Origin of the sequence: Brevibacillus reuszeri (genome assembly GCF_001187725.1) — a bacterium.
Classification (GTDB): domain Bacteria; phylum Bacillota; class Bacilli; order Brevibacillales; family Brevibacillaceae; genus Brevibacillus; species Brevibacillus reuszeri.
Window position 1 is genome coordinate 404,207 of record NZ_LGIQ01000011.1, and the last position, 19,317, is coordinate 423,523.

The following is a 19,317-nucleotide window of genomic DNA, read 5'->3' on the forward strand; positions in this document are numbered from 1 at the left end:
CTTGTCCAATACCAGTAAATTTTACACAATTTTCCTAGAGCGGTCATTACTTTTTTCCTATTTATCTAAAAAAGATAACTCTACATCAACGAAAAAAGCCCTCCTCCGGTATTCCGATAGGAGAGTCACAGCCCTTCACAAATGATACTTTAACCTTTTTGCAACTATATTGGACATTCCCGTGTCCGCCACTGTTCCTGATGTGTCTATAGTCTACCAGATAGACAGATTTTTTATAGGAAAATCTGTAAGCGTAAACTTCTGTAAGTAAATGTAAGCTGAACTTCACGCCTCATACCAAAAAATAGAAAAGCCCTCCCACCGGGTATTTTGGAAAGAGGGCATCGCCATTTACATGTATTTTTTCAACCATCCTACTACTGCTGGATAAATCAAATTTACGGCCTCGCATCCGGGAACACTTTCCCTCACGCTTCCTTTTTGGATTCCCACAGAAGCCAAATTGACTATGACTCCAATTACCTCGCCATATTCATTAACCGCAGCTCCACCACTGTTACCGTGTTGAGCAGGAATGGAACAGTCAAATTCCCATGGTTCCTTTTCTGTACTGATTTGGCATAACTGTCCGCTACGTGTTATCCATTCTGTGTACTCTGCTTGCACAGTCAAAAGTTTTTGTCCTGTGATAAGTGGTTCTGTATTCACTGGCAGATACGGTAGGTTTGCCGGGGCATTCTCGATCCGATACAAGGCTAGATCCACTGCATCCTTTCCGACTCCCGGATGCTCAGAAACCAGAGCAGCAGTATACCAATGACGTGAATTTGTCTTAAACCGGATGGACTCCCTGCCTTTAGATACGTGCTTGGCTGTAAGCAGTAGTCCGCCTTTTAACAGTACCCCTGTGCCGCCACCACCTACATCCACATGAACACTTGCAGCCTGAGTGAGCTTTTCAATTTCTGCCCATGACTTCGGCTGCTTATCTGGCTTTTCTGGTTCCGGTTTTGGCTTCGGTTGCTCTGGTATCGGTGTCTCCGGTACTGATGTCGCCAGCTTCTTCGCCATGTTTTGAATGAGCAAAGCCGCATAGTCTCCCCGTACTGTCCCGCCTTCAAATGCATTTTCTAGCCAATATGCCGGTGACTGAATGACTTGTTCGCTTTGAAGCACCTTCAACGCCTCTTTTGTCTTCTCGTCTGGTTGTTTATTCACAGGTTTAACAACAGGTTTGGGATTATTTTGTACTTTGGTAAAGTAATCATCCAGGTACTTTACAGGCTCGAAGCAATTTTTTTCGCGATCCGCGATCCATCCGTATTGTGGCGATGAGCTTTTACGAATCTCATAGTGTAGATGGCTTCCAGTGCTCTGCCCAGTGTTACCTTGGCGCCCGATCAATTGTCCCTGTTTTACTTTATCACCCACTTTTACAGCAACACTGTCCAGGTGGGCATAGCAGTGCAAATGGCCCGTTTCTGGATCGCAAATTGCCACTACAATCCCGTAACCGCCGAAACCACTCCCTGCGACACCTTCCTTTGCATGAATGACTTCTCCGGCTACGAAAGCGTTTATAGGTGCTTGGTGACTTTTGACCAAATCGATGCCTGTATGAAATTCACGATTTCCATTGATCGGGCCTGAACGCCAGCCGAACGGCGATGTTACTCGGTACTCTTGCATTGCAGGAATCACTTTTGATCACTCTCCCGCCACTGGAATGTATTTTTCATGCCGCTGTGAATTCCAATTGCCCCAAGCGCTTCAATAAAGGCCAGCTTGCCAGCTTCCAGAAAGTCTCCGTGGAATAAAAATGCGTTGCCCAAATTAAAAGCGACCGCCAAGAAGACGATCGCCAACGGAATGAAACTATTAGGGTACCACTCTTGGGTCTTCAGCCAGCTACCAATTGCCATTACAACTGCGATTACCAATCCAATTTCGATCATTCTCCATCTTCCTTTCTTCCGTCTAAACGGTTCAGTCTGTGGTGTGCTTGTTTTGCAGATTCCTCTACACGAGTAACACGTTCAGATAGCGCATCGAACTTTTGCCCTTGCGCGCGCTGTTCAAGCCTGATATCATCTACCCCACGTTTAAGGTAATCCACGTCTGCTCGCTGCATTGCGTCAGTCCCGGCTTGCTGGGCTGCATCCTGTCGAATCGTTCTCGCCCGACCTAGCCAACCTAGTGCAATACCAGTTAGTGCTGATACTACAGAAATGAGTGCCAATAATTCAGCGTTCATATACTCTGCTCACCTTCCTCACCCCCTCGGGGCAACAAAAATAGCCCCGATCGGATCGAGGCTGGCTTCATGGTCCTTGTGTATAAAGAAAAATCCCCTGAGATTTCTCCCAAGGGATCGTTGATGAACACTGCAATTAATTAAACTGACGGAATGGTCACAGTTTTTACAACATCATTATAACCATTGGACTTTATAGTAAATGTAAATGTTGATCCTGCTGACCATCCCAGGTTGTCAGTCGCTATGATTCCAGCAGTATTAATCGTAAAATACTGAAAATAATCAGTACCGCCTAAAAAAATACCAGTGATATTTGTTCTCCAAGCCTCTCCATCGGCATCCGCGCTGAAAAAGAATGCCACGTCTCTACTGAGGGTTCCTATCGCATTAATATCTGGTGCTGGCAGTTCGCTATTCTCGACTTATACCCTTCTCTTAATGAGGGTTTTCGTTCGAGCCTACACCGTGCAGGCGACTTTCATCGCACACGGCGTTCCATCAACGAATAAAAAGTTGAAGATTTACAATGGGCATGTCCATTCTATCAAGCTACAATCAACAAAGAATAAACAAGGAAACTTCTAATGGAGTGCCGAGCCCCCTAAAAACGCCCTTCCTGTTTGGAAAGAGCGTTACGCCAAAGGCTTACCGTCTGTACCCAGACCCATAGACTCCAGGTCAGTTTGTACAGCATCCTTCAGGTTTGCAGGAATCTGGTCAAATGTACGGCGACCATTGATAATCAAGCTAACGCATACCAATACCATTGTTTTTTCACCTCCTTTCAAGCATAAAAAAATAAGCCATATCCATAGTCGTTGAAGCATGTCGCGCGCCTCCTTCTATGTGGGCTTATGTCAGTGGTCCGGTTACCATTTCGTATAGTTGTAAAACAGCTTCTTGTGTATCTAAGTTTGCTTTTTTGTTTTCCTCTGTCGCAATTTCTACCTGAGTAATTCTGTCTGCTTCTGGACGTGGATGGTCTACATATTCATACCAGGCTTCTTTCGTCTGTGGGTTGAAATAAAGTTTTGCGTCCTTGCCTTCTTTTCTTTCTGCTTGTGGCAACGACTCGATTAATATACCTGTTACTGAAAGCTCATCTGCTGTTTTACCTAATCCTTCGCTGGGATCAAGTGGATTGTAATGGATGAAGGTGACTAACGCCCTTGTTTCCGTTTCCTTCTCAAATTGAATATAAATCATAATTACAACCCCTCTCTTTTATTCAAATATAGGCCATTCTAAATCATAGAATTGCATTTCGCTTCGCGCATTGAAAATTAGACGACCATTTTTGGTTATCCCAAATCCTCTTGGGCTTGCAGTTGCTCCGGCAACAACATACGTTGTCCGTCTTGATAAGTCTCTATTTAGCGCAATAACAATGCCATTAGTAGCGTTATCGTCCGCGGCATACAAGTTGTCGTTTTCGTCCTTTACAAGAGCCGTTGCATATCTGAACCCCGATACTTGCACAAAACTGAGTAAGTCTTTATCCGTCTTGTAAAAGTATCCTCCACTTCCGGAATAAATGGTTCCATCCTTCGTAACTACGCCTTTATCGATAAGTTTTGCCGTTGTACTGCTANAATTATCCTGCGAATCTAACACTGCATCCTGGATGAATTCAGGCAAAGTGCTGCTCCATGCAAGCACACCGTTGCTTTGTGCCCTCTTTTCAAGTACCTTATTGGCGGTATCACTCGTCATGTAAATATAAGCGTCAAATTTATCAGGGATATATATCCGTGATTCCACGTTTCCTGGTCCAGTCCAGGAATATGCTTTTGTCCAAATTGGATCACCTAATTTGACGTTCCGCACTTTGGTTGGGTATGGTTTTTGGTTACCTGTTACTCCAAAAATAGATTTACCAAACAAAATGTTTGCTGAATTCAAATTGATGTCACCCTCGACAGAAAACGCCTGATAATAACCAGTTCCGAAATTTTGCCTTGTAGTCGTTGGCATGATTACGCCTTTAGCGCCTTGGTTGACCATTGTACCTGTACGTTTTGTTTTGGCGTCGGTATTGTAATAAGTCTTACTCGCCAGCACATCGGCGTCTGTTGCTGTTCCTGTTAGCGTTAATGTACCAACGATGTCTCCCTCATCCGTTGATGCTGTTTTTCCACTCAAAATATCGCCTGGCGTTGCATTTCCTGCCCCCCCTTCACCCTGTAAGATAAAATTTCCCGTTGTCGCATTGTACCGGAAAGTATAAATTCCATTCGCCTTTAAATTTAACGCAAATTGTCCGTTTGCCTTTTTCAGTGACTTTTCTCCAAGATTATTGACGTTGATTGTTGACGTTCCATTTGAATCTGCATGTAGCCTCAGAACGATTTGCATTCCATCGACATAGGATAGTGTTACGGGAAAAGAGATAGTATACCTATTGGTATTAGGTAATCCGGACGTCACTCCGTATAACGAATGTTTGACGGTGTTCTTAATATGGTCCTCAAATTCTTCATACGTCACAAATCCACTTGGCGAAATGACAGCCGTTACTTGACTCGCGCTACCTACAGCGATGTTTACCTGAAACTCTCGTGAAAATGGTCCAGCTGAAATGGGTGGGATGTAATCACCCTTTGTTCCCGCATTTGTATATCCGTACAGGATTTCTCCCAAATCCGGGTCTTGCGCATAAATACCAATCTCGCACGAGTACGTAGATTGTTTAATATCTGTGTTTTCAAAGCGACCTTTGACATGGGCGGTCGCGCCCGTTCTGCTAAATCCATAGATCGGTACCCAACCAATAGGCTGTACCAGATCGTTCAGAACAGCTGGATCACCGCTGTATGAACCCGATCCAATCCGCATACGCGTGTAATTGATCGCAATGCCTGACTGGGCTTTTGCGTATAGATTCTTTCCTTGTTGTGTAATGACCATAATAGGATAAAGTGCCATTTCAGTTCTCCCCTCCTTATAAAGCTTCTGATTTAATCGTTACCCAATCCTTACCCGACACGATCCCTCCGACATGATCCATTCTGTTCGCTTCGGAGAACCACCACTCTTGGGGCATTTCAGATTCAATCGTGGTAATGTCTTTACCCGTCACCAGCATGCCTACGTAATCCATTCGTTCCACTTCTGATTGCCATGCAATGTTAATTCGGACGGTGGACGGTTTAGGAATGATGTATCCCACCGTGACAAGCAATACGCTATTCAACCCTAAGTCTCCGCGAATGATTGCTTTCATGGTCATGTCCTGATTGTCGTTCATTTTAAGGCGCGCTGTTGGAAACAGATTGTCCCACATCTCATATATTTGCGGAAGCGTCCCGTCCCACTGGTTCTGGGCGATTTTTGCTTTCAGCGCGATACGGTATATGTCGTCAGCCATGACAGGTGAGGTTCCATCTTCCAATTGAAAAGGCAGGTACCTTGACCTGCCCACCAAATCTCCTACTGTATCGAGTTGGACACCGACTGCCTTTTCAACCGAGAAGGCTTCCGGTATGTTTTCGGCTACTTTTACGGCTTCATCCTCTTTCTCTAACATGACGGTTAGCCAGCGCATGAATTTGTCTTTATTCCAGTGTTGTGAAGTGATTAAATCACGATACGGTTCTATCGCCATCTTTTGATCACCCCACTACATTCACGGTGACATTGACTTTGGATCCCCGAACAGCTTCATAAAACTTCAAGGGGATATCTGCTGATGATTGAGCTTCTCCCAGACGTGCCGCTGTCAAACTTGTAATGGAAAAGGTGGGGCTCGTCAGTACCCTATTGGCTTGCAAAGCAGCTCCCCACAAACTCGAAATGACCAGAGTCGTGTTACCTAGGAACACACTATTAATAAAGTCGGCAACATAACTCTTAATGTCATCCTCGGTCTGAGTGGTAAATCCACTGAGTCGCTTCACCTGTACAGCGACAGCTATCTCTACATAGGTAGGACGATAAAAACGAATGGGTGTGGGTTCGTCGTACATATCCGTCACCATTTTAGTTGTGGTTCCGTTCGTATAACCTCCGGGCGTTTTGCGCTTGGCAATGGTTTGTGCAATCTCCTGATCGTCGCCACCTTCAACTACTGCTGTGATAGAGTGCGGAGGATGTTCCAGCTCGTTCGTTTGGCCTGTGTCATTCTCGTATACGACGTACCTTGTTACGCCACTCAGTCCGGCGATAGCACCTTTTATGCCTTCTAGCACCGTTCGGCTTGGATTGGCTGTACTAATGGCTTGGCGTGCTTTCAGCTGAGGGTCACTCTCGGTATATTTACCAGGGACGGCGGCTTCCGGGTTTGTGACACTGGTCCATCCTAATGTAGGAGTGACGATTCCTGTAATCGTATTGGCTTCTGCTTCAATGGGTCCTGGCGTCTGACAGGTTGCGGTCGTGGCATAGATCCCATCTGATCCAATCGTGATAGACGAAGGAAGGGACCAGAAGTTCCCAGCATTATCAGAAACAATGCCATCCTTTATAACCGTACCCGGAGTCCCGCCGACGACTGCAGGTGCTTTTGAATACGCATCCCCTAATCGTTTAATGCCGTTGATTCCAACGATCACGTCCAAACCTGGCCCCATCGCGGTAGCTGGTCCTCGACTGTTGTACACGGCTTGGCAAATCAGATAGGAGTCATATAACTTATTGGCAAAGGCAGATATGAACTGATAATCCTGACTGTCATTTCCGAGATAAATGTCTTGCCCAAAAATCTGTTTCGCTTGACTGATCAGGTCATCTCTAATGTCTGTATAGGAGGGCATATGATAACCCGTTTCATCAATGTACGGCGCAAAGTATGCCATTTATTAAATCTCCCTCCCTCCGAACGCCATTGTAATCGGAATGGCCTCGCCAAAATCTGTTTCAGCCGTGCATTGGAACTTGTAGGTTCGATCTTCATATGTGCTCTGGAAATTTGTGATCTGGCTTACATGTGGCGTCTCAATGATCCTTGCTTGTACCAACAGGTCCACACCTTTTATGTTATCTGGATGACCTATCGTCCCTAGGATGTTTTGAAAGAGTGGCAAGCCATCGTCCAGCTGCTCCCACCATTCCTCCATGAAGAGTTTCAACCGGGTATAGATTGCCTGTCCGACCGCTGCTGCCTTCGTCAGAAACGGCCTGCCCATCGTATAGTCACCGCCGACCATTTCTCTGTACCTCATGTGTCCACTCTCCCTCCCCCACCGATCCACTCGTTATACCTTTCCTGCGTGGTCATATTTACACCGTTCACACGAACAGCAGGAGCAACAAGGTCAATGGCACCTGGCTTCATACGGATGAATTCACTCCGGTCCTCATTGCGGAGCTCCACATGTTTCTCTGAGAAGTCCTCCAGCTTCTTCGGCTGGCTCCACAGACCAAGGATCGCAATCCCATCTGAAAGGTCATGCCGCCTCTTCTCTATCTGGTTTTGAATGTCACCGAGCGAAAACCATGCATCAATACACATATCAGAGAAAACGACAAGACACTCGTCACCCTTCTGAACTGGAAAGGTAAGGACGTAGCCTCCGCCGCGCGGGAACATTACTGGGACATCTAGCAAGACGTCAATCTCCACCCATTCATACTCCATGTTCTCTTTTTGCACATGTTCTCTCAGTGCAACCTGAACCTCGGCCGTCTGCTTATCAGCATCAAATTTCTTGATGATCCCGGGAACGCTGACCCTCATTGTACTGAAAATCTTATCCATCATCGTGTGATAAAAATCGACGTCGTTTTCCTTTAGCCGTTCGGGTACGGAAACCCCCATGTGATCACCTCCAAATATTTGCTCCACCGGATGGCATCAGACTTGGAATGACGCCACCTGCCTGCGACACTGTATCGCACTCTGTATACCAGGCATCTCCACGCGTATCACCATTCTGCCGAATGCCAATGATGCGATAGATACCGGCAGCATCCAACCCTCGCTGAATTTGTCCGAATTGAAAGGTCTGCGCCTGTATTTGACTGTTATCGATCCGAACAAGCGAATTTATTTTCAATCGCGGATTAAGAAGACACTTAAAACTCACTCCAAAGTCCGTTTGCATCGGAGTACCGATCAATCCAGACTCTGGTGCAAGATCGACAATCTCGTTTGGTGGGTAGTCCTGAGCTGTGATGATATTCACCTTGCCATCTTCGAGGTAAAACGTAGCTGCGTTTGATTGAGCAATCTGTCGCAAGTAATCTTTACCCAACCCGAAAAACACTTTCCCTCTTGTAAGAGCTGCAGGCTGTAAATAATTCGAAATGGTACCTTGTTGCGTGGGCACTTTTGCCTGACTGGTAACAATACCAATTTGACTACGCGCTGTCTGTCCTTTGGCAACCGAAATATTGACCATTCCATTATTAAAGAATCGATCGCCATCCACAGAGTTAAGAATTAACTTGTAATCGACACCATCTTCTTTCCCACGTATCGCTTGAATCACATCACCACGAAAGATGAGTCCGTATTGCTCGCCTTCGTATCCAGCCTCCACAATGACGGTATCTCCTTCGTTGATGACTTGGTTTTCTGTCTCTGTATTCAAGTTGTAGATGGTGACCGTTGAAAAGTTCGGTTGCGGCGTGAGCGTTTTTTTGATATCAAACACACATCTCAAGTCAGAAACGTCCAACGCAGTACTTTTACCGTTAGAAATGAGCACTCGATATCTTCGCCCGTACAGAACATTACCGGCCTTCTGACTATTTGCGACGATACCATAGTTAGTGGATGGCAAAGTAATATCATTGATGAGATTCGCGGATTGCCCTCCACCTCCGAGTCCTCCTATTGCACCACTTGGTGCGGAAGCAGAAGGGGTCCACGAACCACCTGCGCCCCCACCAGCATATTTTTGGTAAATCTTAAGACGGCGCAAGTAATCACTATCCGGTATCTTCTTCCCAACGTAGATCAATGAGAATTCTCGAAAGTTCTGTTTAGATGCACGCCACGTCTTACCGATTACTCGTACTGCTACAGCTACAGCAAACTGATCATTGCTAAGTACTAGATTTGTCTGTTCTTGTAGAGTAGATGGCCAATTAAGTCTAAACCGATTTGCTGCCCATACGAAATCATCGTTGTGCCATCGTGGTTGAACTTGTCCGGGTCCTAATGAACGCCCTTGGTCTCCAGTCTTATTAGTAAAATTCGTCTCCGCTTCAATTGTTGCCAGCACAATGTTAACGTCGACGCCTTGCGTTTGGGCTTCGTAAATAGCAATACTTCGAATATCCCCCATATCTACCACCTCCCCATCTGGATGACCCAAAATAAAAAACGCCCCAATCAGGAGCGTTTTAACAGAAAATATGAAACTAGGCATTACTTCGTAATTTTTATATCTGTATGATCTTTGCCATCATACATCCTTAACTTCACATTCTGCATAAATGTCATGGGGGAGACATAAAACGTTACATTGAGATAAACCTCTTTATCTGGCTGAATAATTACTTTATCGAGAGTTTTTCCAGATGAGTCATCTGTTATGTATTCTGCGTCTAATGCCAGTACGTATAATTCATTGTCCTTTGGAAGTAAATTAGGAACCAGTGCGAAATTTTCTTTGCTAATTTCTTGTGGTTGAGAATCATGATTCATCACCACAACAGGTATTGTCCACTGTTGTATCTCTTTATTTCCATAAACTAATTTTTTCAAGCCATCTTTGCGTGCAGCAGAGTTGATTTCTTCGTAAAGTCTTACTGTGTATCCGAAATCAATAATATTAGGTTTTATATTTAAAATCACTTGCTTATTATTTTCCATGTAGTTCCTTGCGTCTTCCATATTCTTGATGACACCGTTACTTATCAGGTGATTTAGAAGATCGTCAAGCGTCTTAACATTTGGAGGAATCTTTTGAGTATTACTCGCTACCGGTGTAGTGGCTGCCAATGTGTTTGTCCCGAATGAGACAGAAAAAATCAGTGCAATAAGAAGGAGTAATATTTTACTCTTCATCAAAACACCTCCGACTTAATTTTAATAAATTGATGCTAACACATATGGTCTTCAATAGTTTGTCGAATTCTGTAGATTGCTTGAAATTATGATAGCCAATAGAAAGGCAGAAGAGACGTCACCGAAGGGGTAACGTCTAATTTGCATTGTCACTCCATACTACTAAATGATCTTTTCCTAATGAATCAAAAGTAGGAATGAGGCTGTTTCCTGAAACAGATATGATTACAGCACTGCCAATTTTGAGATAACTATGCTGTCCTAACAGGTTCGCTGACGGGTATTCTCCAGGGAGAAGTGGAAGAGCATCGATCAATTTCTCGCCCGAATCATGATTAGAAATCGACATGAACCAGTAACCTCCTGGAGTGTTATATGTCAGTGAGAAGTCCAAAGTGACGTTCTGTGAACCTATAGGTAGTGTACAAGTAAAATTCTGATTAATAGAAGGTGCGATGGGTAAAATGGTATATGCCATGTTATCACCTCTATTGTCCTAATAGCTTTTGTTTGATCTGATGAGCCACGCTTTGATCTCTTATTGGCTCTCCCTTACCTCTATTAGCCCGATCTGTCACAGCTGGCTTACTGCTAATCTTGACCGTTCGTACTTGTGAGACGGTAATCTCGCGCAATGTGACCGTACAGCGTAGAGCATTCAGAGTGGTGAAATCGTCTGGAGCTGATATTTCTTCGATCAGCATGTTTTGATAAAGCCTAAGCCTTGAATGGACTTGGATCGGCACCCGGATAGCTTGTAACTCCTGCAACACCTTGAACGCCTGAACAGATCGGCTCCAACCGCCAGTAAACTGCCCAGGTATCAGGCTCGTTGCCGCATCCGACATACCGATCTCCATCGTCAGTTCTTGTGGCTCAAGGTAAGAGTGATCTGTAAGTGCAGCTCCAGTTTGAACAGGGTGATCTGTAATTTTAAGGCGGCTAGTGTGCGTCGATCGCAAGAATGCGTCGAAGAACCAGCCGCCAATGTTGGTTTTCAAATAGACAAGCGACGATATGGGAGGCGAATTAAGATCAAGAATAGGATTCTGTGCCATCTTTCTACCTCCGCATTAGTAAGGATTTCGCATAGAACGTTGATTAAGATTGTAGTCTGACCATTGATTGTTTACCTCTCGTGCAACTTCCCCTGGCTGTGAGCTGGCGATGTTGAATACGGGGTTGTTGGTGTTGTAGACGAGCGTTTGTTTAGACGACGAGGTTGTGTTGTACATGTAGCTATTGGCATACATTCCGCTCGCCATGGCCTCGTATTGTTGGAATGCCTCGGGGTTAATCATCATAGCCATTCGAGTGAAACCCTCGTTTAGGTCCTGGTTGAAATTGCGGAAACCTTTCACTAGATCGGAATCATTCAACGCTTTTTTGAATGACGGTTCCAATCCCCGCGGCAAACTGTTAATGCTCGATTCAAGGCGGGTATCCTGCGTTTTCGATCCCTGTTCCTTTGCTTCCCGTAGCGCTTCCCTCGGCAGCCGTTTGTATCCGGTGGAGCCACTCTCAGGTGCTGCGGGATTCTCATCTTCCCCGAAAAAGTCCCTTTTTGCCTCTTCCATTAGCGCATCATCGCCTGTGATGAATGCCCTGGCTGACTTGAGAGAAAATGTGACTGCCTTGATAGTCTCGTTAATGGTTTGAAGAGCAAATTTCAGCTGTCCCTCTAAGAAATCACCGATCCACGTCAGCACTTGTTTCGTTTCCTCAAGCCCGTACAGCTCGTTCACGAACTTTGATACCCCTTTATAAAGCTCGGAGTATATATAGGAAAGTTCTCTACCTAAATCAGCTAGGGAGTTAATCAGCCCAGTTAAATGACCTTCTTCGTTTATATTTTCAAAGACTTCCCCAACCCATGAACCGAAGTCTTTAAAAGCTTCAGTAGCCGTGGATAGGTTGGTTAGGATACCTTCTTTGAAATTATCTATCGTCCCGTCTTCTTCGAACTTTTTGTAGAGCCGTTCGATCCATCCAATTGCATCAAGTACACCTGTTCCAATCTTGCCGAATACTTCTTGGATGGCTTCCCCGAATCGTTTGATCGTCCCGTTGTTCTTTAGCAAATTGATGAAATCCATAAGCTTTTTCCAGAAGGGACCAAAAGCACTTTCGCCACCTTCAAGGTAGGTATAGAAGTCATCAAGTAGCAAAAGGATGCTCGTTAGAAGAGTAAAGGCAATCCCCAGCGGCCCGGTTCGTAAAATTAACCCTAAGCCCAGTAACGCTGCTCCAATTACCTTGATTTCCTGCGGAATTTTCTCACCCAATTTAGAAAATAACCTGTATATATCCGTACCAGCCTTTACAATCGTGAACCCTAGCCGGCCTACCCAGCTTATGGCCTGCGCCACATTTTTTGTCCAGTGCGGCATGTCCTTGATGATCTTCTTGTTGATGTCCTGAAGGGTATTTTTGGTTCGCTTTAAAGGACCCTCCATGTACTTGAACAGATAGTAACCAATCCACTGGAGGGCGTAGCTGCCAGACAATTTAAGTTGTTGGAACTCAAATTGAATGCCCCGAATGAATTTCATTTGGTCTGCAAACTCCGCAGGGGGCTTCATATCTTTAATCGTTGCTCGTAAAGACTTGAAGTCGCCCATTAGTTCAGGGCTCAAGTATAGGTCCTCAATCGTAGCACCCATTGCTTTGAGCGTGCTCTGTAACTCAGAAGCTGCATCTTTGGACATCCACATTTTCCGAGCAAACTTTTCCGTTTCGAGGTCAGCCGTTGCCAAACTGCTAAGAAAGGAATAGATACCAGCGTTTGCAGCAACCATCGAAGTGACGATTGCTGTGCCTGCGATAGCAAATCCTTTTGATGCAGTACCGATGAACTTTTTGGCTCCATTTTCAACAGCCTGCATTGTATCGGATGCCTCTTGGAAAGAATCCTTGTCCACCTTCATGCCGAGAGAGACCAGATACTCTTTGATGACATCAATCATCCGATTAACCCCCTCTGGCGCAGGTCGGCAATTTCGTCTGCTCTGCGTTTATTCTCTTGTTTCACGTCAAGGATTTCGTGAGCGTCGAGCAAGTCGTCGAGGTCGTATACATCTTGAACCACGTCGCGATGGTCCCACATTCCAGCAAGAACGGGAGCGAATAGAAACTCGTCAACGTTTTCTAGTCTTGCCGGGACGAAATCAGGCCCGGAACGATTCCACCCAGGCCGCTGCCTTGAAAAAAACTTGTCAGATTAAACACAAGTGCATGGATGGTAAGCCCCATTACCAACATTGTGTCGTCCTCCAGATCTGCAACACCAAATGTGCCATTCTCATTTAGTACAGGGGCTAGACCCGCTGACAGTGACTCGTAGCAAACCTTCAACGCTTGGTCCTGAATGTAGGCAAAGTCTTGCTCAGCGATATTTCCAAGTTGGCTCATTACTGCCGAGATTACTTTGTCATCAACTTTGAAATCATCGAAGGAGCCCTCCTTTGCATCCTTCATTAATCCACTTTTGAACAGTGGCATTAATGATGTGAAAATAGGCATCAGGATTGTCGTTAATTTGATCAGGATGAAAGAACCCGATCTGGCCGGAAACTTCCGAATACGGAACTTCCGACCGCCGATTTCCACGTCTTTATGCTTAACTGGTGCTTGCATGATTGAACCTCCCCATTAAAAAAAGAGCCCCTCAGCTCCCCGTATTTGTGTTATTCAATTAAGCCACTGACTGATCGATATCTGCCGCCATGAACACCCAAGAAACCTGCTGCCCTTGTGCTTGGAATGGCTTGTCCGGTAGCTTTTGAAAAGAGACTCCTGTTGCTCGAATCAAATCTTGCATCGTGGATGAACGAAGCGTGATCGAAATACCAGCCCATTCCGATGAAGGGGCTTGCTCCAGGTAGTTGTACAATTTCAACAGCCACTTATTCAGGGCAGATGTCTGTTGTACCGAAATCGTAATCGTGCCATTTCGCCCTTTGATTTTCGATACCATGACAGCACCATCAGCAGCAACGTCATGAGCGGAACGATCGGTCGTCATAGATACCGAAATGCTACCAGTACCTTCGCCTGTCGCTACATACTGACCCACAGCTGGGTGTGCAAGTACCCCTGCAAGGTCAGCAAAGCTATAAGTAGAGTACACTTACATTCCCTCCTTCCTCTAGCGATTCACCGTCACGTTAACAACAACATGCTCAATAGCCCCAGCCATCTTGACTGGAACGTAAATAGGCGGTGCAACTCGCTTATCTCGTTCGTCTTGTGTTTGATCTGCGATTCTTTCCGCAAGAACCAAATAGCCCTTGGACAGCGTATCTCCCCTTTGAAGGGTGAGGATCGGAGAGCCCTTCCACACGCCAGGAGCAATCGCACCGCGGATCACTGATTTATCACACTGCTCTGAAATTGCACTCACCAAGAGAGACAGTCCATCCTCTGTTTGCGGGATTTTCTTTGCCATGACCAAGGCATTGACTGCCCCAATCTGGATTTCTGCTTGGAGCATATCGAGATTCAATACCTCGTCGAAGGAAACACCGCTTGCCATCTTTCCTTGTGTAAGCAGCTTGAATTTTGGTCCAAAATTGGTATACACGTTCCCGTTTAGCTCACGAATTTTCAAAGCTTCTGTAGTGGATAGCTTCTCAGGTGTAACCCCGACTTGTGTTTTGTAAGCCAGTGTATATGCCGAGTTTGCACCACCCGTGTTAGCGCCCATCGCATAACCCATTGCTGCTACGGCTGCATGCGGAGTGGTGCTATATTGACCAAACGTTCGTTTATACGATTTGTTTTTCAAAATCTCCATGATGTTTCCCGTGGTTCCTGCTTTTACGGCTTCATCATCGGTCGTGTAAAAGTACGTGGACGCTGGTTCCATTGCTTCAACGGTTGCTGCTACTGCCTCGATTTCCGCTGATGTTGTATTCACGATGTAGGAGCTATACCAATCATTGTTAGCTGCTCGGCAAGCTGTGATTGCTTCAACCGCCGTTTCAGCATTAGCATCATCCCACCTACCGACTACCAATTTAACCGGAGTTGGGTCTTGGCTGAAATAAATGGTAGCAGCTGCGCATTCAGGATCAGATTCTTTCCATCCGTCCGACTTCATGTCTGAGAGGCTAGAATATATCTTGACCCGATCTTCTACGGGAATGTTTGTCGATTTCCCCACGATCAAACCGATGTCGAAGGTTCCAGCGCTCTGCGCCATGGGTGACACTATGACATTCACGCGTACAATTTCATCAAGAGAAAGTGCCAATCAAAACACCTGCCTTTCTTATCTATCTGGAACTACTTTTATTTCTGCTGCCTCAATGTAATGAACAGTAGAACTACGGACAACCTTTTCATTGAATCTGGCTGTAAATGACGTTCGCTCCCACCATTGCCCGCCAAACAGTTCAGGCAATCGAACGGGAGTAGGCACATCGGTTACAAGATGCATGGGCGAGAATAGCAGCGGACTCCTGAACAGGCCCGCGCGTACTCTGTCTGCATCATCAAAGCTGCTCGGTCCGTAGAACGTCCATTGCACTTGATGGACACGGGTATAGCTCGATACATTATCGGCAGTTGTCTCGCTTGTCTGGGAATAGCTTCGCTCTACTGGTTGTGCGTATGGGTCATTTGCAGGCGAGACAATAATAAACCCGACATCATCGGTACGCTCCCATGCGGGGGCACCATCTGCCGGGTAACCAATGCGAATGCGGTTTTGATTCTCTTCTGCTTCAGGATCAAGACCAAGAATGTTAAGCGTGCAAGCTTGAAAAATATCTTCGATCGCTGTAAGGGAAAGTGCAATATCTGACATCTACTTACCTTTCACCCTTTCTGCGACTGCTTTGTAGTATCCATAGTCGACATACGGGAAAACACGCTTGACTCGGTAGCGCTCGCCGCGCCACTCAATTTGATCCGACGTACCTTCTTCCCGGGTCTCAAACAGTTCTTGAGTCGAGTAAAAACTCATCAGCCCGGTAACGCGGTCACCCTCTGGCAACTGCTCAAGTGTCTTTGCGTCTGCTACAATGACCACGCCTGTCATCCTGATTGGTGGTACGTCTGAGGATACCCAACGTCCTTTTACCCAGTCACCACCTTTTCGATGAACAGTGAATGGCTGCGCAAAATCAGGGTCGGTAATCACTTCGCTAACATCGATCACATGTACTCATCCTTCCTACTTCACAACATACGTGATAGCCTTGCGGAGCTCGCCCTTATCAATGAGTGGTCTGTCACTGCCTTTTCTCTCTTCTGTGATTGGAGAGTTTGGCGCCCAGTTGTTCTGTGGATCGGTGAACCAGCCTCGGGCAAAATTTTGTCCCATCAGACCTGCCCTATGTAGTTCGGGTTCTGGATCGCCACCATCCAACGCAACCTCTGATACCTTCCCCAACTGCTTGGCGATAGCTTCTTTGTTGTGCTCAATCGCTGGTTCGAGTACGGGACGTGGCGGCGAACGCCAAAGAGGTGAGCCATGCGTCTGTATCCATAATTCATACGCTTTGCTGTACGTCATTTCGCCGCTTTCAACCCTTGGGTTCATCTCATCACGCATAGCCTTTTGACGGATACCATGAGTATGGGCGTATAGCAGCTCAGCATTGGAAATAGGATCACCCTGTCCTCTTTGACTTGACTCTCCTTCCGGAATCCCCACGTACACTTGCCTGTTTGCCAGGTCATCAATAATTTTCTTAATCTCGTTTGTTTTATCAATCCCAGTAGTGACTTGTCCAAAGAGGTTGAACATGCCCTTACCCCCTTAGTACACGTACATACCGCCTTTGCCTACAATCCTGCCAATGGTCGCCAGCTGTTGCCCGTAAATCGTCAGCTTCCACGCTGCCCAGCCGTCAAGGTCCTGAGCAATCGCGGAGTAGTCGGTACTCACAGAAACGTCAGCAACCGACTTCGAGGTTGCCAGCCCGCGAGTTTGTCCGGCTTTTAACACGCCGGCAGCTCCACTGTTTGGATCGGCAGTGCCTTGCAGATACAACGTGCAAAAATGGGCGATAAACCACCCCATAGCAACTGTCCAGTAGGAATGCCATCTTGCCTCCTGGATGCTGGCGCTCGCTAAATCAATGTACATTTGCACAACAAGCTGCGGAATCACGTACGCACCCTCTGCATTTGGTCCAAACTGCGGATATACAGCAATGAAGTCTTCGAAAGCAAAAGTAGGGTTGCTCCCAGTTCTGATGTTGGAAGCAGCCCCTATGAGTCCAGCAGCGCTCAAGTTGCGATCATTAGCAATCGACATAATTGCTCACCTGCTTTATTGTTCTTGACCAGCTTCCGCAGCAGCCTTCGCTTTTTCTTCGGCTTCTTTCAAGGCTTTCTCTTCTGCCTTTAGCTGTGCTGCTGACTTGGTTTTGTTCCCTGTCTCTGCATCTTTTACGGCCTGCTTGGTTTCCGTTACTGTGACGTCTCCTGCTTGACTTGCAAGCTTAAACATTGAAGATTGTTTCACCCATTCTGGTACCTCAACAAATTCATGCGCTCGCACTACTACGACAGGTTCTTGTCCTGCCGGGTGATCAAATTGGAATGATTTCTTAGACATAATAAGCATCGTAAAACTCCTCCTTAAATGCCGTCGCCATAGCGAGCGCACTGGGTATAAAGAAATTTAACTTGACCAATTTGAGCTGCGTATCCAGTCAGATAAGCCATTTCCGTTACCGACTGTTGCGTCATTACCCGACTAAGTGGGACTGTCAGATCGAAGTTAACGCGGTCTTCATCGTTGACGTACGCTACCATTCGATCAGTGCCACCCGTACCTGCACCTGAGCACCAGCGAGACGGAACAATCGCCAGGTCAATTCCTTGGTTCTTTCCGATATTGTTATCTTCCAAGAATTTCAGGATAGATACGTTACCTGCTTCGCTTACTTTGGTACCAACCAGGTGTGCAAACTGTTGGGGTGGAATCAGGATGTGATTCGCCATACCAGTTAGGTCGTATTCAGATGCTTCCCAAGTCGCTGTAATGATCGCGTTAACGTCTGCCAGAATTTCATCTGGAGTCTTCTTGTTCCACTTGGTTTGTCCAGCTGCTCCAGTAGCTACTGCCGCTGCCGTAATATTTGGATTGTTAACAAGGCCGTAAACACCTGCACGAGGCACGCCAGTATATACGATATTGTCGATTGACTTGTTGTAGTTCAGGCGAATACCTTTATCCAAAATGTCATCGAGACTACGACCAATCTTTTGTAGCTTTTGCTGATCAATGAATGGAACCTTCAAAATGTTTCCGAAGTTGAAAACCTGGAATACATCTTTTGAAGTATTGGCCTGCATGACAGGAATATCATTTGTCGCACCGCCGATAATCCCGTCCTCGTTACCACCTGTCGTGGCATAATCTACGAATTGATTGGAAACGTAGTCAACCCAGCCACCGCCAGTTATAGACACGATATCCCGCATCCAAGTAAAGCTGCTCAATGGCTCTAATAGTCTTGGATCTCGCTTCTCTAATTCTCCAACTAAAAACGCCATGCCGGAGCCAATTGCAGCAGCATCAGTCATCAACATGGATGGTCCAAGATTATCAATCGTGTGGATTTTTCTTCCCATAGATGCATTCATGTACGTTTATCCCCCTCTTACGGATTATTCCGCGACAGAATTGTGATTTCAGCGACCTTGTTTGTGTCGAGTTTGCCTGTTTTCCATTTAACCCCTGGCAGCTTGATGGTGTTTGCACCGTCTGCTGCTGCCTCAAAACCACCAACCACACCAGTAGGAATCGATGCGTTCGCTGTTATACGAAGGTATACAGCGCCCCCAGCTGTTGGCGTTCCTGCATTGCAAAGGACCGTAATTGAACCACGCTCAAGTACGTCACACGGTTGACCAGGCTTATAGGAAACTTGTTCAGAGAAGTAATCTGTACTCTGCTTTACTTCTCGTACCGCAACACCAACAAATGCATCTGCTGTACCATCTTCACCGAACTTCGAATAAGAATTGTCCCCGTTTAAAACGACCGCATCACCAAAAGAGATTGGTTCTTTATCCGTATCACGTACCAAGCGTGCCGTTATAATGGCATCGGCACTTCGTGAAACAGTACCGGGATATCCAAGGTTGAGAGATTTTCCAACTACTTTACCTGGCATTATTTATC

General features: G+C 46.0%; 26 protein-coding genes. All 26 read right to left on the minus strand.

Translation table 11 applies throughout. From position 1 onward, the window contains the following. Window positions 1-351 precede the first annotated feature (351 nt). Window positions 352-1,662 (minus strand): peptidoglycan DD-metalloendopeptidase family protein, encoded by a 1,311-nt coding sequence (locus ADS79_RS36300; RefSeq protein WP_236700118.1) that lies wholly within the window; start codon window positions 1,660-1,662, stop codon window positions 352-354. Beyond that, window positions 1,659-1,916: a hypothetical protein gene (locus ADS79_RS26700; protein ID WP_049741492.1), complete on the minus strand. Its 258-nt coding sequence runs from the start codon at window positions 1,914-1,916 to the stop codon at window positions 1,659-1,661. The genes ADS79_RS36300 and ADS79_RS26700 overlap by 4 nt, the downstream gene beginning before the upstream one ends. Continuing rightward, window positions 1,913-2,215 (minus strand): hypothetical protein, encoded by a 303-nt coding sequence (locus ADS79_RS26705; protein ID WP_049741493.1) that lies wholly within the window; start codon window positions 2,213-2,215, stop codon window positions 1,913-1,915. Before ADS79_RS26705 ends, ADS79_RS26700 begins: the two co-directional genes overlap by 4 nt. 140 nt (window positions 2,216-2,355) lie before the next feature. Then, window positions 2,356-2,580 (minus strand): hemoblobin-interacting domain-containing protein, encoded by a 225-nt coding sequence (locus tag ADS79_RS36780; RefSeq protein ID WP_161807319.1) that lies wholly within the window; start codon window positions 2,578-2,580, stop codon window positions 2,356-2,358. A 270-nt stretch (window positions 2,581-2,850) separates the two neighbouring features. Beyond that, a complete protein-coding gene (locus ADS79_RS36440) occupies window positions 2,851-2,985 on the minus strand; it encodes a CD1375 family protein (protein ID WP_255323533.1) in 135 nt (44 codons plus the stop codon). Window positions 2,986-3,070: 85 nt separating this feature from the next. Continuing rightward, the gene (locus tag ADS79_RS26715) at window positions 3,071-3,424 is read right to left on the minus strand and encodes a hypothetical protein (RefSeq protein ID WP_049741495.1); all 354 of its coding nucleotides are present in this window, start codon (window positions 3,422-3,424) and stop codon (window positions 3,071-3,073) included. Window positions 3,425-5,159: 1,735 nt separating this feature from the next. Next, window positions 5,160-5,822: a baseplate wedge 1 family protein gene (locus tag ADS79_RS26725; RefSeq protein ID WP_049741497.1), complete on the minus strand. Its 663-nt coding sequence runs from the start codon at window positions 5,820-5,822 to the stop codon at window positions 5,160-5,162. 7 nt (window positions 5,823-5,829) lie between these two features. Next, window positions 5,830-7,011, minus strand: a complete 1,182-nt coding sequence (locus ADS79_RS26730; protein ID WP_049741498.1) for a baseplate J/gp47 family protein — start codon at window positions 7,009-7,011, stop codon at window positions 5,830-5,832. Window positions 7,012-7,014: 3 nt separating this feature from the next. Next, on the minus strand, window positions 7,015-7,377 hold the full coding sequence (locus tag ADS79_RS26735) for a contractile injection system sheath initiator (RefSeq protein WP_049741499.1): 363 nt from the start codon (window positions 7,375-7,377) through the stop codon (window positions 7,015-7,017). Further along, a complete protein-coding gene (locus ADS79_RS26740) occupies window positions 7,374-7,973 on the minus strand; it encodes a Gp138 family membrane-puncturing spike protein (protein ID WP_049741500.1) in 600 nt (199 codons plus the stop codon). Before ADS79_RS26740 ends, ADS79_RS26735 begins: the two co-directional genes overlap by 4 nt. A gap of 4 nt (window positions 7,974-7,977) precedes the next feature. Then, a complete protein-coding gene (locus tag ADS79_RS26745) occupies window positions 7,978-9,447 on the minus strand; it encodes a phage protein (RefSeq protein WP_049741501.1) in 1,470 nt (489 codons plus the stop codon). Window positions 9,448-9,530: 83 nt separating this feature from the next. Further along, on the minus strand, window positions 9,531-10,172 hold the full coding sequence (locus tag ADS79_RS26750) for a hypothetical protein (protein WP_049741502.1): 642 nt from the start codon (window positions 10,170-10,172) through the stop codon (window positions 9,531-9,533). Window positions 10,173-10,308: 136 nt separating this feature from the next. Next, complete coding sequence (locus ADS79_RS36785; protein ID WP_409362428.1) at window positions 10,309-10,650, minus strand: phage baseplate plug family protein; 342 nt, start codon at window positions 10,648-10,650, stop codon at window positions 10,309-10,311. Window positions 10,651-10,660: 10 nt separating this feature from the next. Further along, window positions 10,661-11,230: a phage baseplate protein gene (locus ADS79_RS26760; protein ID WP_201783427.1), complete on the minus strand. Its 570-nt coding sequence runs from the start codon at window positions 11,228-11,230 to the stop codon at window positions 10,661-10,663. Window positions 11,231-11,245: 15 nt separating this feature from the next. Beyond that, on the minus strand, window positions 11,246-13,138 hold the full coding sequence (locus ADS79_RS26765; protein ID WP_049741504.1) for a hypothetical protein: 1,893 nt from the start codon (window positions 13,136-13,138) through the stop codon (window positions 11,246-11,248). Continuing rightward, window positions 13,135-13,260, minus strand: coding sequence for a DUF6889 family protein (locus tag ADS79_RS36445; protein ID WP_255323562.1), 126 nt, complete (start codon window positions 13,258-13,260; stop codon window positions 13,135-13,137). Before ADS79_RS36445 ends, ADS79_RS26765 begins: the two co-directional genes overlap by 4 nt. Window positions 13,261-13,319: 59 nt before the next feature. Further along, window positions 13,320-13,808 carry a phage tail assembly chaperone gene (locus tag ADS79_RS26770; RefSeq protein WP_049741505.1) on the minus strand — a complete coding sequence of 163 codons (489 nt, stop codon included), beginning with the start codon at window positions 13,806-13,808 and terminating at the stop codon, window positions 13,320-13,322. 58 nt (window positions 13,809-13,866) lie between these two features. After that, on the minus strand, window positions 13,867-14,301 hold the full coding sequence (locus tag ADS79_RS26775) for a tail tube family protein (RefSeq protein WP_049741506.1): 435 nt from the start codon (window positions 14,299-14,301) through the stop codon (window positions 13,867-13,869). Between the two features lie 18 nt (window positions 14,302-14,319). After that, a complete protein-coding gene (locus tag ADS79_RS26780) occupies window positions 14,320-15,426 on the minus strand; it encodes a DUF3383 family protein (protein WP_049741507.1) in 1,107 nt (368 codons plus the stop codon). 18 nt (window positions 15,427-15,444) lie between these two features. Next, window positions 15,445-15,981, minus strand: a complete 537-nt coding sequence (locus ADS79_RS26785) for a phage neck terminator protein (protein WP_049741508.1) — start codon at window positions 15,979-15,981, stop codon at window positions 15,445-15,447. Continuing rightward, the gene (locus tag ADS79_RS26790) at window positions 15,982-16,335 is read right to left on the minus strand and encodes a hypothetical protein (protein ID WP_049741509.1); all 354 of its coding nucleotides are present in this window, start codon (window positions 16,333-16,335) and stop codon (window positions 15,982-15,984) included. It abuts the gene before it with no gap. Between the two features lie 15 nt (window positions 16,336-16,350). Then, window positions 16,351-16,926, minus strand: a complete 576-nt coding sequence (locus ADS79_RS26795; RefSeq protein ID WP_049741510.1) for a phage virion morphogenesis protein — start codon at window positions 16,924-16,926, stop codon at window positions 16,351-16,353. Between the two features lie 12 nt (window positions 16,927-16,938). Further along, complete coding sequence (locus ADS79_RS26800) at window positions 16,939-17,439, minus strand: DUF4054 domain-containing protein (protein WP_049741511.1); 501 nt, start codon at window positions 17,437-17,439, stop codon at window positions 16,939-16,941. Between the two features lie 15 nt (window positions 17,440-17,454). Then, window positions 17,455-17,751, minus strand: a complete 297-nt coding sequence (locus tag ADS79_RS26805; protein ID WP_049741512.1) for a hypothetical protein — start codon at window positions 17,749-17,751, stop codon at window positions 17,455-17,457. Window positions 17,752-17,765: 14 nt separating this feature from the next. Beyond that, the gene (locus tag ADS79_RS26810) at window positions 17,766-18,776 is read right to left on the minus strand and encodes a DUF2184 domain-containing protein (RefSeq protein ID WP_201783428.1); all 1,011 of its coding nucleotides are present in this window, start codon (window positions 18,774-18,776) and stop codon (window positions 17,766-17,768) included. A gap of 17 nt (window positions 18,777-18,793) precedes the next feature. Beyond that, window positions 18,794-19,309: a structural cement protein Gp24 gene (locus ADS79_RS26815; RefSeq protein ID WP_049741513.1), complete on the minus strand. Its 516-nt coding sequence runs from the start codon at window positions 19,307-19,309 to the stop codon at window positions 18,794-18,796. Window positions 19,310-19,317 lie beyond the last annotated feature (8 nt).

What these genes read in the sequence shown, in the direction of transcription:
- ADS79_RS26800 (WP_049741511.1), bottom strand. Translation starts at nt 17,439, where the DNA reads ATGTCGATTGCTAATGATCGCAACTTGAGCGCTGCTGGACTCATAGGG.
- ADS79_RS26810 (WP_201783428.1), bottom strand. Translation starts at nt 18,776, where the DNA reads ATGAATGCATCTATGGGAAGAAAAATCCACACGATTGATAATCTTGGA.
- ADS79_RS36440 (WP_255323533.1), bottom strand. Translation starts at nt 2,985, where the DNA reads ATGGTATTGGTATGCGTTAGCTTGATTATCAATGGTCGCCGTACATTT.
- ADS79_RS26750 (WP_049741502.1), bottom strand. Translation starts at nt 10,172, where the DNA reads ATGAAGAGTAAAATATTACTCCTTCTTATTGCACTGATTTTTTCTGTC.
- ADS79_RS26700 (WP_049741492.1), bottom strand. Translation starts at nt 1,916, where the DNA reads ATGATCGAAATTGGATTGGTAATCGCAGTTGTAATGGCAATTGGTAGC.
- ADS79_RS36785 (WP_409362428.1), bottom strand. Translation starts at nt 10,650, where the DNA reads ATGGCATATACCATTTTACCCATCGCACCTTCTATTAATCAGAATTTT.
- ADS79_RS26805 (WP_049741512.1), bottom strand. Translation starts at nt 17,751, where the DNA reads ATGCTTATTATGTCTAAGAAATCATTCCAATTTGATCACCCGGCAGGA.
- ADS79_RS26715 (WP_049741495.1), bottom strand. Translation starts at nt 3,424, where the DNA reads ATGATTTATATTCAATTTGAGAAGGAAACGGAAACAAGGGCGTTAGTC.
- ADS79_RS26815 (WP_049741513.1), bottom strand. Translation starts at nt 19,309, where the DNA reads ATGCCAGGTAAAGTAGTTGGAAAATCTCTCAACCTTGGATATCCCGGT.
- ADS79_RS26725 (WP_049741497.1), bottom strand. Translation starts at nt 5,822, where the DNA reads ATGGCGATAGAACCGTATCGTGATTTAATCACTTCACAACACTGGAAT.
- ADS79_RS26760 (WP_201783427.1), bottom strand. Translation starts at nt 11,230, where the DNA reads ATGGCACAGAATCCTATTCTTGATCTTAATTCGCCTCCCATATCGTCG.
- ADS79_RS26795 (WP_049741510.1), bottom strand. Translation starts at nt 16,926, where the DNA reads ATGTTCAACCTCTTTGGACAAGTCACTACTGGGATTGATAAAACAAAC.
- ADS79_RS26745 (WP_049741501.1), bottom strand. Translation starts at nt 9,447, where the DNA reads ATGGGGGATATTCGAAGTATTGCTATTTACGAAGCCCAAACGCAAGGC.
- ADS79_RS26735 (WP_049741499.1), bottom strand. Translation starts at nt 7,377, where the DNA reads ATGAGGTACAGAGAAATGGTCGGCGGTGACTATACGATGGGCAGGCCG.
- ADS79_RS26705 (WP_049741493.1), bottom strand. Translation starts at nt 2,215, where the DNA reads ATGAACGCTGAATTATTGGCACTCATTTCTGTAGTATCAGCACTAACT.
- ADS79_RS26785 (WP_049741508.1), bottom strand. Translation starts at nt 15,981, where the DNA reads ATGTCAGATATTGCACTTTCCCTTACAGCGATCGAAGATATTTTTCAA.
- ADS79_RS26765 (WP_049741504.1), bottom strand. Translation starts at nt 13,138, where the DNA reads ATGATTGATGTCATCAAAGAGTATCTGGTCTCTCTCGGCATGAAGGTG.
- ADS79_RS26770 (WP_049741505.1), bottom strand. Translation starts at nt 13,808, where the DNA reads ATGCAAGCACCAGTTAAGCATAAAGACGTGGAAATCGGCGGTCGGAAG.
- ADS79_RS26730 (WP_049741498.1), bottom strand. Translation starts at nt 7,011, where the DNA reads ATGGCATACTTTGCGCCGTACATTGATGAAACGGGTTATCATATGCCC.
- ADS79_RS26740 (WP_049741500.1), bottom strand. Translation starts at nt 7,973, where the DNA reads ATGGGGGTTTCCGTACCCGAACGGCTAAAGGAAAACGACGTCGATTTT.